Consider the following 16,147-nt stretch of genomic DNA (forward strand, 5'->3'; position numbering starts at 1 on the left):
CAAAACAACATCTAAAACAAAGATGATTTCTATACAAAATCAGAAACCAAAATACGTGAAACAATTACACTATAAAGATAATTAATAATTTCTATTAGGAGAAATCTATCCGAATTAAAAAGGGGTTTTTTATAATAATCCAACACTATTTTACCTCAATATACCCAAACACCATATAAGGACCGTCAACTTCTATTGAGGTCGGTTTTGATTTTGAAATTTTCTCATTACTATCCTTACTTTAAAATTATAGCCCATAAATTTTCAGGACTTTAAGTAATTGGAGTATCTTTAAGATCAAAAAATAAAACATGCGTATTATATCCTGGAATGTCAATGGCATACGCGCCGCTGTCACCAAAAGTTTCTTCAACGCTGTTGAAGCACTGAACCCTGATGTCCTTTGCTTACAAGAAACCAAGGCTCAACTAGATGAAACCAAAACAGCGTTACAATCCCTTGAAAGTTATCATCACTATTACAATTCAGCCCAAAGAAAAGGTTATTCGGGCACAGCCGTATTAAGTAAAACCAAACCCCTAAGTTTTGCTAACGATATGGGCATAGCAGAACACGACACCGAAGGACGAGTACAATGCATGGAATTTAAAGATTTTTTTCTGGTGAATGTTTATGTACCAAATTCTGGACAAAAACTGGAACGTTTGGAGTATCGTCAACAATGGGATGCCGATTTTTTAGCTTATTTGAAAAACCTTGAAAAAACAAAACCGGTTATTGCCTGTGGCGATTTTAACGTGGCACACCGTGCGATTGACCTTAAAAACGACAAAGCCAATTACAACAAAACCGCGGGTTATATGCAGGTAGAAATTGATGGCATGGACAATTTTTTAGAAGATCAATTTATTGACTCTTTCAGATTATTACATCCCGATGAGGTTGCCTATACGTATTGGAGTTACCGATTTAAAGCACGAGAGCGCAATACGGGCTGGCGGATTGATTACTTTTTAGTCAGTAAAGTGTTCGCTGATAAAATAAAATCCGTGACCATTTATTCTGATATTCTAGGTTCGGATCATTGCCCAATTGGACTTGAGATTGATTTGTAGCTTCGGATGCCAAGGATAAAAATTTTCAGACACTAATTTCACAGATTGACGAAATCAAATAGATTAGTGTTTAGTGTTTCAGAAGCTAAAACCAAATCGTATGACGTCAAAAAACAAACATCAAGTCTCATCGAGCAAAACAACTTTTTCAGTTGCAAACGAAGCTATTTTTCCAAATTTAAAAACACTGAATACAATACGAAAAGATCATATTCCTGGACAAACTAATCTAAGGTCTACCGAAAGCATCGCTGGCATTAACCAAACGGCAATCAAAAAAATAGAAAGCGATTTAAAATTAACGTTTCTATCAGAAAAAGATGAAAACAGCTTGGTCTGTTTGGCAAATAGTCCTGAAGTACGTGACGACTTTAAGGATGTTTTTGATTTTAAAGACCTTCGGAATTATATCTTTGCTATATCACAATCGCCAAATGTCAATAGCAAACATAAGAATTCATCAGAAATAAAAACATTTGAAATACCCTATCCAAAAACGACAGACCAGTTTTGGAAATTGGTGGATTTAGGTTCAAAATTACGATTTTTAAAACTTCAGGATTCAGAGAAAAATACAGATCAAGAAACAACTGCTATTTTAAACGAAATTGCTAAACTGAATTCAGATTTCTTTTAAAAAGGAGATTTCAGCTTATAAAATCTAAAGTTGAAATTTATCAGGTTCGTTCCATAATCCTAAAAACCATATTATTCAACTCGGCATTAACAGGAATCTGACAGGCCAACCGACTTTTATCGGAAACTTCTTCGCATTTTGAAAGTGTGACTTTTTCATCCGCATCCATTTTTTCTGAAAGATGACCTTCAAGTATTTTTATATGACACGTACCGCACCATGTCCTACCCTTGCAATCGCCAATATCTTCCATGCACTTGTCAAAAAGCAGTTCCATCAAATTATGATACTCATTAAGTTTAAACGCTATGTTGTAGGTTTCATCAAACTCATTGATATAGGTAAAACTGTAATTTTCAAATTCCATAAAACATTTTACAAGAGATTGATATTAGCTCTAAAAACTTTCATTTAATTAGGTGTAAGCAATTAGAACGAAACTACTAAAGATACGTTCCATCTTTCCTTTTGAAACAATTAATCTGCGTCATATTAAAAAATATCCCAACCTTAATCACAATAATAATTAGTGATTTAAGATTGGGATTAAGTAGGCATTGATTTTCCTTATAAAACGAAATAGATTTTTAAATCAATGATTTTCAATATGGAACAAAAAAAAAATAGTTATGGCAACTTATCCATTTCTTCCATGGCAATAGACCCGTGGGCATAAGCTGCACCAGCGCGCATTTCGGACGCCACCCAAATAGCTTCCATAATTTGTTCTTTACTGGCACCCTTTTTACTAGCCGTTAACGTATGACCTTTAATGCAATTGGCGCATTGTGTCACGTGCGCCACACCTAAAGCAATTAATTGTTTTGTTTTTTCATCCAGCGCACCGGCTTTAAAAACAGAATTACTGAACGTTCGCCAAGCTGCCACCTGAACAGGTGCTAAATCGGCTTTTTTAACAGCCATTTCGGGAGTAGATTTAGCAGAAGGCTTTTCTTCCAAAACACCTTCCATAGCATCTACAGCAATAGATGCATGCGTATAGGAACTACTTGCCCTACCTGCGGCAGCCACCCAAATAGCTTCCATAATTTCTTCTTTAGTGGCGCCCTTGCGCATGGCTTGCGGCGTATGGGCCTGAATACAATAAGGACATTGCGTAACGTGTGCAACGGCAACGGCAATCAGCTGTTTGGTTTTTTCATCCAAGGCACCTTCTTGAAATACGGTTCTGCTAAAAGTTCGCCAAGCTTCAATTTGTGCAGGTGCTAAATCTGCTTTTTTTCGGGCTAAGCTTTGTGCGGTGTTCATAATAGTGATTTTATTTATTTTTCGAATCTATACAAGTTGGGCGTCCAGAGTAATCTTTAAGCTCAACGCTTTGCTCACAGGGCAGTTATCTTTGGCGGCATTGGCACATTCCATGAATTTATCTTGAGTGATGTTTGGAATTTTGGCTTTTAAAGTTAAATGTGATTCAGTGAGTTCGAGTTTATCAACATCCATAGTGACCACTGAAGTGACATCAAGTTCATCGGCCGTATAGCCCTCTTTTCCAAGAAAAAGGCTTAAAGCCATTGCAAAACATCCTGCATGTGCCGCAGCAAGTAATTCATCGGGATTGGTGGGTTTGGCATCTCCAAAACGGGAATTGAAACAATATTGTGCATTGTTCAACACTTTGCTTTGGGTGGTTATTTTTCCTTCGCCTTCTTTTAACGAGCCGTTCCAAACGGCATGAGCTGTACGTTTCATAATAATTATTTTTTAATCTTTATTTTTATTCCTTATTTTTTTGAACGATAGGTATTTTCAATTCTCTTTTTTATTTCATCCGTCTTCCGTCCTCTATCCTCTTTATTAAGAATTTTTAGCAACATCTTCTACCCGTTTCGCACTATCGCCTTTATTTAGGCTCAACCTTACAATACTATCTCTAACCGCAGTCAAATCGTGTGGAACACCACCATCGAGCGAAATTAAATCGCCTTTGTTCAAACTGTGGATCTGTCCGTTGACTCCAAAATCAATACTGCCCTCAAAAATTTCAACAACAATCGAAAACGGTGTTTTATGTTCTTTCATAACCTGGCCCTTTTTAAAGGCAATTCGTATTTCCTTACCGTTATCGGTTTCCATCAATACTTGGATGGTTGGCCGCGTTTCGTGATAGACAATATTGTTGGTTAAAGATGCTAATTTCATAGATGCTATTTTTATTGTTATCATTCCCACGAAAGTGGGAATCTCATATTTAAATATTCATTTTTTTGAGTGATTAAGGTATTTTGATGTTGATGTTTTCATTTCAAAATTATTTTTCCTCTCTTAAAACCAAAGTACAAATCTACAGATAATTTTAATTAGGACAAAATTATCCGAATTAAAATATTGTTATAATAAATATCATTTATCAGCTTAAATACACCAAAATACAATCAGTTATGGGTTTGTTTTAACGTTCAGTACTATAGAACGCAGATGATACTGATTTTGCTGATGGACACTGTTTTTTCTGGACACAAATTACACAGAGCAATAACACAGTTTTACTAAAATATCTTTGCTACTCATGCGACTCAGCGAGAGTCATTTCACAGAGAGATTCACGGAGAAAAATAGTTAAAACTAGAAAATCTTAGTTCTTTGGTCAATATTCTATTTTCTATGCTCTATTTTTCCTTATTCAAACCCAAAACGTCTTCCTACTGATACATTTCAAGTCGCATCTGAAAAACCTCGGCAATACGGGAAGCACGCCATTTGGCTTCTTCGGCTTTTTCGCCTTCAAAATTATCGTTGACGGTTTTATAAAATAATTCGAGCCACCTATCAAAATGGATTTTAGTAATAAACAGATTGGCATGTGGTGCAAAAGGATGGCCTTTATACGTCCGCTCGCCAAGTAAAAGCGTTTGCCAAAACGTGTACATCGTTTCCATGTGCGCAGGCCAACGATCCTGGATCACTTCATTAAAAATGGGTGCCAAAAGTTCGTCCTTACGCACTTTACCATAAAAAGAATCAACAAGGATTTTAATATCCTCTAGATGTAAAATTTCCTTCTCCATACTTACACAAACGATTTATAAAGTTTCGGATCCCAATACATGATGAGATAGAACAATCCGAAAGCTATAAAAATAATAAGCAATGCCCAGACCCAAGCAGGAATGGCCTTTGGGGTTTCTGAACCTCTGATGACAAAAAAGTCGGAAGTTTCACTTCCATAGGCATTGATGGTAATAGGTATTTGTGCATCTACCGTTTCGTTTTCCTTTAAACCCACCACCGAAATTGCCGGGCCATTACGAACTACGAACGGAATTTCGCGAATGCCTTCCACATTATTGGACGATTTTGCTATAATTTTCAAGGTATGATTACCATCAGGGATTTTTGTCGTATCCAATACAATTTTGACCGGTGGCGCAAAGGATGCGAACGGCTGCGGATTGTCGTCCAAAAAAACTTTTACGATTCTATTATCTTCCATAGTTTAAAATCCTTGGTTTTTAACAATGTTCTTGATATGATCTGGATTATTTTCTTTAGGGTTTATTAAATATTTAAGACTATAAAACAAAGTAAACGCCACAATAATTACAGCTCCCCAAATAATATAATAATCAAAATCTCCGGATGGCCCAGCGCCATGGGTAATATTTTCAAATCCTTTGGGTTGATTTTCCTTGCACAAATCGCAAGCAAAGGCCATATATTGACCAAAGAAAAACAGCCACGCCACTAATAAAGCTCTTTTTTTCATTGTCTATTTATTTAGTTCCATTTCTACATATTGTCTGATTTTTGCCACATCTTCCTCTGTAACCGGAGCCGCATCATTGCCCCAGCTACTTCGTTCATGGGTTAGTATGGCTGCGATTTCAGCATCGGTAAGTTGATCGCCAAATGGTGGCATGACTCCAAAATCGGTACGGGCATCATACCCTTGCAAGACCACTCTAATCAGTGTTTCTGAGTTTGGATCATTAACAATCGTACTTCCTGCCAATGGCGGAAATGCGCCCGCAATACCTTTACCAGTTTCTTGATGACATGCCGCACAAACTTGTGAATAAAGTTTACCACCATCCAAACCTTGAGCGGTACCACTTTCAGCACGCTCAGCTTGGATTTTTTTGAGTGCTGGAATAAAGTCGTCATTATTATCACCTGGCAGCGGTGTTTGTTTTAAATATTTTAAATAATCCACTAAACGTAAAGCATCATACGAAGCTATAATCTTACGGCCAGGTTTATCGAATAAAGTCTTTGGAACCGCCACAATCTTATCGTCTTTTCTAACAGCAGCACTATCCACTTCTCTAAACAACCACGGATAAGATGGCATGACCGATGCTGAAACTACGGCTCTCGGATTATAGAGATGAAGCAAGTGCCAATCTTCACTGGGTTGACGATTTCCAATATTGGTCAAATCTGGACCGGTGCGTTCACTTCCTAAAACCGATGGCGATTGTCGCCAAAAATCCATTCGTTTTTTACTATAATAATAATCCGAAGGAATGGATGGCCTATTGCCCCAAACCTTATCCATTTCAATATTACGCACCTGTTGCGTATGGCAAGCCATACAGTTTTCCGCTACATAAACATGAAGGCCTTCGCGTTCATTCGCTGTCAATGGCTTTTCATCAGGAATGGGTTCCGTTCTTTGCATTTGAACAGCAGGAAGTATTGCAATGAGCGTACTTAAGGCAATAAATACACCACCTGCCGTAAGCACTAAGTTTCTATGTTCTTTATGAAAATTAAGCATGTTTTATGTATAATTTAGACAGTTATTTCTTCTACTTTTTTAGCTTGTACTTTAGGATCGACCTTGTTAAAGCCTTTGATCATATAATAAAAGTTATAAGCAAACACCAAGTGCGACACAAACATTAACGAACCACCCACAGAACGCCACACCCAATAAGGCTGCATTAATATGACCGATTCGATAAACGGATTACCATCAATCCAACTTAATCCCCGTAAGGTACCACCAGCCATAAGCGACATCATATAGGCAAAAAGACCGATGAAAGCCAACCAAAAATGTGCACCAACAAATACTTGGGAAGGTTCCTTTCCGGTCAATTTTGGCAAAATAGCATAGATCGCTGCCCATAAAAAGAACGCAATAATACCGTACATGGTCATGTGCGAGTGGGCCACATTAAAATCATTAAAGTGCCAAACAAAATTGGTAAAACGGAATGCCTGTAAACTGCCCTGCATCGAACCGACAAAATAAAAAACGGTTCCTACCAAGAAGAATGGCAGTACATAACTTTTTGAAATATGGTTCCAACTGCCTTTCATGGTCATGAAAAAGTTAGTTGAACCCGCAATTACCGGAATTGCCATCCCTGCACTAAACACAATAGCAATAGTTTGCAGCCACCAAGGCAACGGACTGAAGACAAAGTGATGTGTTCCGATCATGGTATAAAACAACATTTGCGTCCAAAACGCCAAAACACCCAATGAATACGAATAAATGGGTTTATTCAATGAGGAAGGAAGGTAATAATACACCAAACCTAAAGTAAAAGTCATAAACCACATGCCCACCCCTTGGTGCATATAATACCCTTGGATTACAGTTTCGCCCAAACCGTCTTGATAAAATGGCAGATATCCAATAGTCGTCAAAACAATGGTCCATATTAAAGAAGCAAGTATGAACCAATTGGAAATGTATATTTCAGAAATTTTTCGGGTTGCCACCGTTTTATAATAATTGACAAGCGTGATTATCAAACCAACTGCAAACATTAACATCACCGGCCAGATATATTCTCTGTACTCGCCACCGCCATTATTAAGTCCTGCCATCAAACAGAAAGTTCCGACAATAATCGTAAGATTGATAAGTCGCCATCCTATCCAAGCCCAAGTATAACTGTACACTTTATTATTGGAAGTTCTGGCGATTACAAAATAGCCCAGGCCAATCATAGCCAACGACGACCATCCCCAAAATACCATATTGGTATGTACCGGACGCAAACGACCAAAACTAAGCCAAGGTTGATGGTCCATTTCGGGCCAAATAAACTTCATTCCTAAATATTGGCCAATCAGAGTACCCAACACCAACCAAAATGCAGCAGCACCAATATAGTAAATCACAATTTTCTTTAATTCCTGTGGCGTCTCAATGCTAAGTGTCGTCTTTTTCTTTTCATCAAAATAAGCATTCCCCGGCTCACGTTCTACATGATGCAACAAGCCTTTCTCATCAAGGGCAATACCGTGTCCGCCCAATTCATCACCTTTCAATTTGTATTTTAATGCAGCCTTGCGTTTTTCAAGAATAACGTCAATGGCACTACTATCCAGTCCTATAATTTCATCATCCAATGCGATTTGATTTTTTTGAAGTTGGCGCCGCTTTAGGGTATCGATATAACCATTAATTTTTACAAATAGGATAATAATCGCAATGATCATTACAAAGGCTATTAAGATAAAAGTCCCAATAATTCCGGGGCTGGAAAGCCAATTATCAGTCGTTATTTTCTCCTGCGCATGTAATAAGCTAGGGAGAACCATTATAAACAACAAGATTGCAATTTTATATTTTCTCATAAAATTTAAATTATTTTGATAGGTACTCGTTTAAAAAAAATTGTCATTTTAAAAATAGCCACACACTTTTATTAACCAATTAAAAATCAGAATAGTAAGTGTTTCATCAGCTTGTCCCTTCACAGTAGGTGCCCAAAAGTCACTTGTATTAAATACAAGATTTATCATCAATCAATTGGCCGAGTTTAAATATTCATTATTAACAAATAAAGCCATCGTCAAAAACACCAGAGAGGATACGTGATAAGCACCATCTTCCGAAATGTTTTTTAAACATTAAAAGGAATACGTTGTTGAAAGCGGATTGACAACGTCCAACCAATTAATAAAAAATGTTCTTACAGATAAAGTGATAGGTGAAATTGACTTTTGACGCAATTTCCCTAGGACTTACATTTGTTCCTCGCACCTAATAATGCACGTAGAACTCACGGCCATAAATGCCATAATCGTAATATTTAGAAAGTAGATACCTGACTTCATAATACAAAGATAACGACTGCTCACATATCAGACAAATTTATCCGAGATTAAAATGTTAAAAAACAAATCTATATCCAGGTCAATCTGGAATACGTAGAAATTACCGTCTATCTAAAAAGAATAAAATAACTGAAAACGAGAATAGACACTCATATATCACTAAAGATCAAAGAAAAACCCACAATAAATTTTTAAACCAATCTTTAAAATTGGCGATAAATGTTGTTTTATGAAGAAAATAAATTAGCGTTCTTGATCAAACTCAAGAATATCCTTGGAATTAAATCCGATATTGATCGTATCCTCAATATTCTTATCTTGCGTCATAACGGTTAACTGCTCGCCAGATTCCAACTTCAATAATAACTGGACCGAATCTCCCAATTCAATCTTTTTAATGACCTTAGCGCTTGTGATATATTCACAGTCAAAATCGCCCGAGGAAGGATTTACTTTAATTTTTTCGTTTCGAATGGCATGACAACAGGTTTCCTTTAGTGGGCATTTAAAAGCATTTTGCAAATTTTTATTGATACGAACCGTGCTTCCAAATAATGAGGCTACATATAAGGTATTGGGGTTGACGTAAAGATTGGATGCAGCATCTTTTTGAACGACTTTACCATTTTGTAAAATCAAAATCTCATCGGCTACAGAAAGTGCATCTTGGGTGTCATGTGTAACAAATAAAACAGAAACTTTCGTTTTTCTAATAATATCAAACACTTCATTACGCAACTGCGTACGCAACATCGCATCGAGATTACTAAAAGGTTCATCCAAAATCAACAATTCGGGTTCTGGTGCCAGTGCGCGTGCCAATGCCACACGTTGTTGTTGCCCTCCCGAAAGTTGGTGCGGATAACGCTGGCCCATATCTTCCAGCCCAACCAAAGTGAGCATTTTTTGTGCTCTTTCCTTCTTGTTTTTAACTTTTGAAATACCATAAAGTACATTGTCCAAAACCGTCAAATGTGGGAAAAGCGCATATTCCTGAAAGACCAATCCGATTTTTCGTTTTTCAGGCTGAACAAACTTTCCTAACGATGCCATTACTTTTCCATCCATTTTAACGGTGCCAAGATCTGGCCGTTCAAGACCGGCAATTAAACGCACCAAAGTTGTTTTTCCACTTCCACTCTCTCCAACAATGGCACACACTTGTCCTGCCTTTAAACTAAAGGTCACATCTTCTAAGGCATAACTTTTGCCATTATCAAAACTTTTGGAAAGAGATTCTATTGTTAACATGGTTATTTCTTGATCAATAATTTATTTAAAAATATCACTGGAATCATAGCTGTAAAGATAATGAAAAGAGATGGGATTGACGCTTCCATGACCATTTCGTCACTAGCATATTCAAATGCTTTTACGGCTAAAGTATCTATATGATAAGGTTTTAGGATAAGCGTTAAGGGCAATTCTTTCATCACATCAATAAAAACCAAGATAATGGCACTGAATACACCAGTTTTAATCAATGGAAATTCAATTTTAAAAAAGGTCTTTAAATTACCAACACCCAAAACCTTGGACGAATCAGAAATTGAACTATCAACTTTTAGTGCCGTAGAATCAATAGGATTATATGCCACAGCCAAAAACCTAACGGCATAGGCATAAAACAAAGCAATCAAAGTACCATTAATGATAAATCCGGAGGTGATGCCAAAATCACCAAGAATTTTTATCAGCCATTTGTCCAATGCCAATGTAGGCAGCATAATCCCGATGGCGATAACCGCTCCTGGAATAGCATATCCCAAAACGCCTATTCTGGCAATATTTTTTATAAAACGAAGCGTACTCCATTTAGAAAAATAAATGAGTAATAGGGCGAAAAACACTGTAATAATTGAAGATGCCATTGCAATCCCAAAACTTTGAAGGGAAGTGATCAAAAATTTCAAATCAAAAACAGTGGATGCTGTCAATACGGCCCAATAAATCAACTGTAATAATGGCAAAACAAATCCTAAAAGCACAGGCAAAAACACAACACAAAAGAGGAGACATTTCATAGATTTTGTTAGGACTCTGCGCTGCATTTGTGTGCTATTGGTTTTAGCAGAAGTAAACTTTACTTTACGCGCTTGCCACTTTTCAAAAAGGATCAGTGCAAAAATAATAGCAATTAATAATGCTGATAAATATACAGCAGTTTCTGGTTCTTCGAGTGAAAACCACGATCTGAATATACCTGTTGTAAACGTATTGACGCCATAATAACTAGCTGCGCCATAATCGTTTAACACCTCCATCCACACTAAGACCAATCCTGCAACAATAGCGGGACGCGCCAATGGCAACATTAATTTAAAGAAAGACTTTCCTTCACTGACGCCCAACATTTTTGATGCTTCAAAAAGATTATTGGCTTGGTTTAAAAAAAATGCCCTGGCACTAACATAAACATATGGAAACAATGAAATGCTCAATACAAATGCAAGTCCGGCTTTATTCATGATATCAATCCGAATAAAATCGAAATCCATTTGTCTGAACAGCAAATCTAAACTCCCACCGTAATCAAAAATTCCGGCATAAGCATAACCAACAATATAAGATGGAATTGCCAATGGCAAGATTAACAACCACTCCAATTGTTTGCGCAATGGGAATTCAAAACGCGACACAAACCACGCTGATGAAATTCCAAAAATCAAGGCAAGAATACTACAAACCAGAACCAGATACAAAGAATTCCAAATGTATTCTGGCAACAAATAGTCAACAATATGGCTCCAAGTTTCACCAGGTCCAGAAAAAAGCTTTACGCCAATAAACATAATGGGCAAAGCCAAGAAAAAAACGATGGCCAGTGTAAAAACTGACCATTTGTTTCCATCTCTTTTAAGTCTTTGTAACCTCGTTTTTAAGGAAAACACATGCTGCTTATTTCCAACCTGCTTCATCAAAAATCAACACTGCTTTTTTATTGTTTTCTCCCAATTTAACCAATGCTAAATCGTCTTCTTTAAAATTCCCCCAATTTTTAATAGTCTCAACAGGCGGTACATTTGCCAGCACAGGATACTCGTAATTGGAATTTGTAAATATTTGCTGTGCCTCTTCGCTAATTAAAAACTCAATAAACAGAATGGCATTTTCTTTGTTTGGCGCATGTTTGGCAACACCTGCACCACTCACATTAATATGTGTTCCTCTATCATTTTGATTAGGGAAATACAAGCCCACCTGATTGGCGGCTTTTACCTCTTCAGGGTCTGGAGAGTTCAACATTCGGCCAATATAATAAGAGTTCACAATGGTCAAATCGCCTTCTCCGGCAACAATAGCTTTTACTTGATCGCGATCGGAACCTTTTGGTGAACGACCCATATTTGCTACAATGCCTTCAGCCCATTCTTTAGCAAATTCATCGCCATCATTAGCTATAATGGAAGCCATTAACGACTGGTTATAAATATTAGATGATGATCTCACCAATATTTTCCCTTTCCACTTTTTATTAATCAAATCCTCATAGGTAGAAAGGTCTTCTGGTGACACTCTGTCTTTTGCATAAGCAATAATCCGTGCTCTTTTGGTCAATCCAAACCATTGGTCATCAACATCTCTTAAGTGTTCAGGAATTGAAGTTTTTAAGATCTCAGAATCTATACTTTGTAATAATTCCAAATCTTTTGCGCGGGTTAAACGTCCAGCATCCACAGTAATCAAAACATCTGCAGGCGATTGCGCTCCTTCCATTTTCATTTTCTGAATCAACTCATCAGCACTAGCATTGATAACTTTTACCTTAATACCAGTTTTCTTTTCAAACCTTTCAAAGATATCTTGATCAGATTCATAATGACGGTGCGTATATACATTGACAACTTGCTCTTTTGAAGCTTCTTGTACTGTTGAATTCTCTTTCTTTTCGCCTTCGTTTTTACAGGCAACCAACAGCGAAATTGCAGTTATGGTTAATAATAGTTTCTTCATGAGATTATTTTTAAAATGCAAAGATAACAACTTAGAATGAATATAAATAAGAGTTATTGTCACAAAGTGCGTTCGTAAGTCAACCTAAGCATTAAGAACCATGAGCCTACGATATGACCTTCTACACAACATAATGATTATCAGGACTTATTTAGGAAAATATAAAAAAGATAAAATGTGTAAAAAAATAAAAATCGCTGTAGAAATTATGACATATATCATAGTCAAATAAAAAAGCCTCTAAAAATTAGAGGCTTTTAATGACAATACTGTCTCTGAAAAAGTGCGGGCGGGGAGACTCGAACTCCCACACCTCGCGGCACTAGATCCTAAGTCTAGCGTGTCTACCAATTCCACCACGCCCGCTTTTTCACTATTCCCTAAGTTTAACATGTCATTTAAAGTCAATACACATCTTACTTATGTTCCGAAAGATTCTCGGAATCGGGATGCAAATATAAACATTCCTTGGAATATACAAATAACTTGCGCCATAAAATTCATATCATTTTTTGTACTTTTGACCATCAATAAAAAACCAGTTTCTTCGATAGAAGAAATGATTTAAAAAACAATTATGCAAAATATAGATAATTACGTAGAAAAAAATAAAGATCGCTTTATCAATGAACTTGTTGAACTTCTTAAAATTCCATCGGTTAGTGCCGATTCAGCTTTTAAAAAAGATGTTTTAAAAACTGCCGAAGAAGTCAAAAAAAGCTTAGAAAACGCAGGATGTGACCATGTTGAAATATGTGAAACCGAAGGCTATCCAATCGTTTATGGCGAAAAAATTATCGACAAAAACCTTCCAACCGTCTTAGTTTATGGCCATTATGATGTACAACCGGCAGATCCAATTGAATTATGGACCTCGCCGCCGTTTGAACCGGTCATTAAAAAAACAGAGCTTCATCCAGAAGGTGCCATTTTTGCCCGTGGCGCTTGCGATGATAAAGGACAAATGTACATGCACGTTAAAGCTTTGGAGTTTATGACTTCTACTAATCAATTGCCATGCAATGTCAAGTTTATGATTGAAGGCGAAGAAGAAGTAGGCAGTGTCAATCTTGCAAAATTTGTAAAAAATAATCAAGAGAAACTTAAAAATGATGTCATTTTAATTTCCGATACGGGCATGATTTCTAAAGACACGCCTTCTATTACTACTGGATTAAGAGGATTGAGTTATGTGGAAGTAGAAGTGACAGGACCAAACAGAGATTTACATTCAGGATTGTATGGTGGCGCAGTCGCCAATCCGATCAATGTATTGACCAAGATGATTGCCGCTTTACACGACGAAAATAATCACATCACCATTCCAGGGTTTTATGATAAAGTTGAAAACTTATCGGAAGAAGAGCGTGCACAAATGGCAAAAGCGCCATTTTCATTGGAAGATTATAAAAAAGCTTTAGATATTGAAGCTGTTTATGGTGAAAAGGGCTACACTACCAACGAGCGTAATTCGATAAGACCAACTTTAGATGTCAACGGCATTTGGGGCGGTTATACGGGTGAAGGCGCCAAAACCGTAATCGCCAGTAAGGCATTTGCAAAAATCTCCATGCGATTGGTACCAAATCAAGATTGGGAAGAAATTACTGAGCTGTTCAAAAAACATTTTGAAAGTCTGGCCCCAAAAGGGGTGACCGTTGTTGTAAAACCACATCACGGCGGACAAGGTTATGTGACGCCAATTGACAGTATTGGTTACCAAGCGGCATCGAAAGCTTATGAGGACACTTTTGGAAAAACGCCAATTCCACAACGTAGTGGCGGCAGTATTCCGATTGTGGCATTATTTGAACAAGAATTAAAAAGCAAAACCATTTTGATGGGCTTTGGTCTTGACAGTGATGCCATCCACTCGCCTAACGAACATTTCGGGATTTGGAATTATTTGAAAGGCATTGCAACGATTCCTTTGTTTTATAAGTATTTTACGGAATTGAGTAAATAATTTTTCTCACTGAGGCGCTGAGGCGCAAGATTTAAAAGCCACAAGTTCACGAATTTGTGGCTTTTTCATTTCGATTCATTTTTTTTAATCCATGCAATTAGTGATTCCGATCGCTATCGGGAATGTCTAAAAAAACTCTGTGAATCTCAGCGCAACCTCAGTGAAACTCTGTGAAATATTTCTCGCAGAGGCGCAAAAGACGCAAAGTTTAAAAGCCACCAATACACGAATACGTTTTAAAGACATTTGTGGATTTGTGGCTTTTTAATTCCATTTTTTTCAAAGATAACTTCTCATTTTATAGACCTATAACACAAAAAAAACAAATATTTTATTGCATATGTTGATTTTTATTCTACATTTGTAGAACACATTCTAAAAACGTAGAGCAATGCAATTGACAAAAACTGAAGAAGAATTAATGAACCATCTCTGGAAACTTGAAAAAGCATTTATGAAAGATTTATTGGAAGCCTATCCAGAACCAAAACCGGCAACAACAACAGTTGCCACTCTTCTAAAAAGAATGACGGACAAAAAATTCATTAGCTATGAGTTATTTGGTAACTCACGCGAATATTTTCCATTGGTAAAAAAGAAAGACTATTTCTCAAAACACGTCAATTCATTAATCAAAACATTCTTTAACGACAGTGCTTCTCAATTTGCTTCTTTTTTTACGAAAGAAACAGATTTGACTAAAGAAGAGTTAGAGGACTTACGAAACATCATTGATAAAGAACTCAAAAACAAATAGCTATGTTAATATACCTCTTAAAATTTAGTATCTGTTTATTCATTTTTATAGTGTTCTATAAATTGTTTTTGGAGAAAGAAAAGATGCATCAACTAAAACGCTATTATCTATTGGCCGCTATTTTGATTGCCCTAACAATTCCACTGATTACATTTACAACTTACATAGAACCAGTTGTTTCAAATTTCACGGAAATTAAAACTTATCTCGTAGTTGACATCGAACAGGAAATCACAAAAAAACCTTTCAACTATCTGCCAATCATACTTTTAAGCATTTATGGAATTGGTGTAATACTTTTCGGAATCAAGTTTATTCTGAATTTATCTAAAATACTGTTTAGAATAAAACAAAATCCAAAACGCAAAACGCACGATTTTACCTTTGTTTTATTATCTGATTTGATTGTACCACACACCTTTTTTAGATATATTTTTTTAAATCAACAAAAGTTTGAAACTCAACAAATTCCAAAAGAAGTTTTCATTCACGAAAAAGCGCATGCCAAACAGAAACACAGTATTGATATTTTGCTAATTGAACTTTTACATATTTTATTTTGGTTCAATCCGCTCATTTATTTCATGAAGCAATTTATAAAAATGAACCATGAGTTTTTGGCGGACGAAGCCGTTCTAAAACAAGGCATTGAGCCTTCCATATACCAACAATTATTATTGACATTCTCATCAAATGTTACCGAACCAAAATTG

17 protein-coding genes and 1 tRNA gene are annotated in these 16,147 nt (G+C 36.5%); 5 read left to right on the forward strand and 13 right to left on the reverse strand.

The genetic code is table 11. The features are described 5' to 3' along the window. Positions 1-311: 311 nt before the first annotated feature. Positions 312-1,076, forward strand: coding sequence for an exodeoxyribonuclease III (locus VNJ50_RS09175; protein ID WP_325581139.1), 765 nt, complete (start codon positions 312-314; stop codon positions 1,074-1,076). 100 nt (positions 1,077-1,176) lie between these two features. Beyond that, on the forward strand, positions 1,177-1,713 hold the full coding sequence (locus tag VNJ50_RS09180) for a type ISP restriction/modification enzyme (RefSeq protein WP_325581140.1): 537 nt from the start codon (positions 1,177-1,179) through the stop codon (positions 1,711-1,713). 40 nt (positions 1,714-1,753) lie between these two features. On the opposite strand, the gene VNJ50_RS09185 is transcribed toward VNJ50_RS09180, so the two are convergent. The 13 genes from VNJ50_RS09185 to VNJ50_RS09245 form a co-directional block, all read right to left on the reverse strand. Further along, on the reverse strand, positions 1,754-2,080 hold the full coding sequence (locus VNJ50_RS09185) for a 2Fe-2S iron-sulfur cluster-binding protein (RefSeq protein ID WP_325581142.1): 327 nt from the start codon (positions 2,078-2,080) through the stop codon (positions 1,754-1,756). Between the two features lie 260 nt (positions 2,081-2,340). Beyond that, positions 2,341-2,982: a carboxymuconolactone decarboxylase family protein gene (locus VNJ50_RS09190; protein ID WP_325581144.1), complete on the reverse strand. Its 642-nt coding sequence runs from the start codon at positions 2,980-2,982 to the stop codon at positions 2,341-2,343. Positions 2,983-3,009: 27 nt separating this feature from the next. Continuing rightward, the gene (locus VNJ50_RS09195) at positions 3,010-3,426 is read right to left on the reverse strand and encodes an OsmC family protein (RefSeq protein ID WP_325581146.1); all 417 of its coding nucleotides are present in this window, start codon (positions 3,424-3,426) and stop codon (positions 3,010-3,012) included. A 105-nt stretch (positions 3,427-3,531) separates the two neighbouring features. Continuing rightward, a complete protein-coding gene (locus tag VNJ50_RS09200; RefSeq protein WP_325581148.1) occupies positions 3,532-3,876 on the reverse strand; it encodes a cupin domain-containing protein in 345 nt (114 codons plus the stop codon). Between the two features lie 500 nt (positions 3,877-4,376). Further along, positions 4,377-4,742, reverse strand: coding sequence for a group III truncated hemoglobin (locus VNJ50_RS09205; RefSeq protein WP_325581149.1), 366 nt, complete (start codon positions 4,740-4,742; stop codon positions 4,377-4,379). 2 nt (positions 4,743-4,744) lie between these two features. Further along, the gene (locus VNJ50_RS09210; RefSeq protein ID WP_325581151.1) at positions 4,745-5,167 is read right to left on the reverse strand and encodes a cytochrome C; all 423 of its coding nucleotides are present in this window, start codon (positions 5,165-5,167) and stop codon (positions 4,745-4,747) included. Between the two features lie 3 nt (positions 5,168-5,170). After that, on the reverse strand, positions 5,171-5,440 hold the full coding sequence (locus VNJ50_RS09215) for a hypothetical protein (protein ID WP_325581153.1): 270 nt from the start codon (positions 5,438-5,440) through the stop codon (positions 5,171-5,173). Positions 5,441-5,443: 3 nt separating this feature from the next. Then, positions 5,444-6,454: a cbb3-type cytochrome c oxidase subunit II gene (locus tag VNJ50_RS09220; protein WP_325581155.1), complete on the reverse strand. Its 1,011-nt coding sequence runs from the start codon at positions 6,452-6,454 to the stop codon at positions 5,444-5,446. A gap of 14 nt (positions 6,455-6,468) precedes the next feature. Beyond that, positions 6,469-8,274: a cbb3-type cytochrome c oxidase subunit I gene (locus VNJ50_RS09225; protein WP_325581157.1), complete on the reverse strand. Its 1,806-nt coding sequence runs from the start codon at positions 8,272-8,274 to the stop codon at positions 6,469-6,471. A gap of 726 nt (positions 8,275-9,000) precedes the next feature. Beyond that, positions 9,001-10,008, reverse strand: a complete 1,008-nt coding sequence (locus tag VNJ50_RS09230) for an ABC transporter ATP-binding protein (RefSeq protein ID WP_325581159.1) — start codon at positions 10,006-10,008, stop codon at positions 9,001-9,003. 2 nt (positions 10,009-10,010) lie between these two features. Next, on the reverse strand, positions 10,011-11,675 hold the full coding sequence (locus tag VNJ50_RS09235) for an iron ABC transporter permease (RefSeq protein WP_325581169.1): 1,665 nt from the start codon (positions 11,673-11,675) through the stop codon (positions 10,011-10,013). After that, a complete protein-coding gene (locus VNJ50_RS09240) occupies positions 11,656-12,711 on the reverse strand; it encodes a Fe(3+) ABC transporter substrate-binding protein (RefSeq protein WP_325581161.1) in 1,056 nt (351 codons plus the stop codon). The genes VNJ50_RS09235 and VNJ50_RS09240 overlap by 20 nt, the downstream gene beginning before the upstream one ends. A 284-nt stretch (positions 12,712-12,995) precedes the next feature. Further along, a tRNA-Leu gene (locus VNJ50_RS09245) sits at positions 12,996-13,077 on the reverse strand. A gap of 211 nt (positions 13,078-13,288) precedes the next feature. Between VNJ50_RS09245 and VNJ50_RS09250 the strand changes: the two genes are divergently transcribed. The 3 genes from VNJ50_RS09250 to VNJ50_RS09260 form a co-directional block, all read left to right on the forward strand. Beyond that, complete coding sequence (locus tag VNJ50_RS09250) at positions 13,289-14,677, forward strand: dipeptidase (protein WP_325581163.1); 1,389 nt, start codon at positions 13,289-13,291, stop codon at positions 14,675-14,677. 391 nt (positions 14,678-15,068) lie between these two features. Further along, entirely contained in the window at positions 15,069-15,434 is a 366-nt protein-coding gene (locus VNJ50_RS09255; RefSeq protein WP_325581165.1) for a BlaI/MecI/CopY family transcriptional regulator, read from the forward strand. Between the two features lie 83 nt (positions 15,435-15,517). Then, the coding region (locus tag VNJ50_RS09260; protein WP_325581167.1) for a M56 family metallopeptidase at positions 15,518-16,147 on the forward strand (630 nt) is incomplete at its 3' end.

The organism is Gelidibacter sp., from assembly GCF_035577925.1.
In the GTDB taxonomy this organism is placed as follows: domain Bacteria; phylum Bacteroidota; class Bacteroidia; order Flavobacteriales; family Flavobacteriaceae; genus Gelidibacter.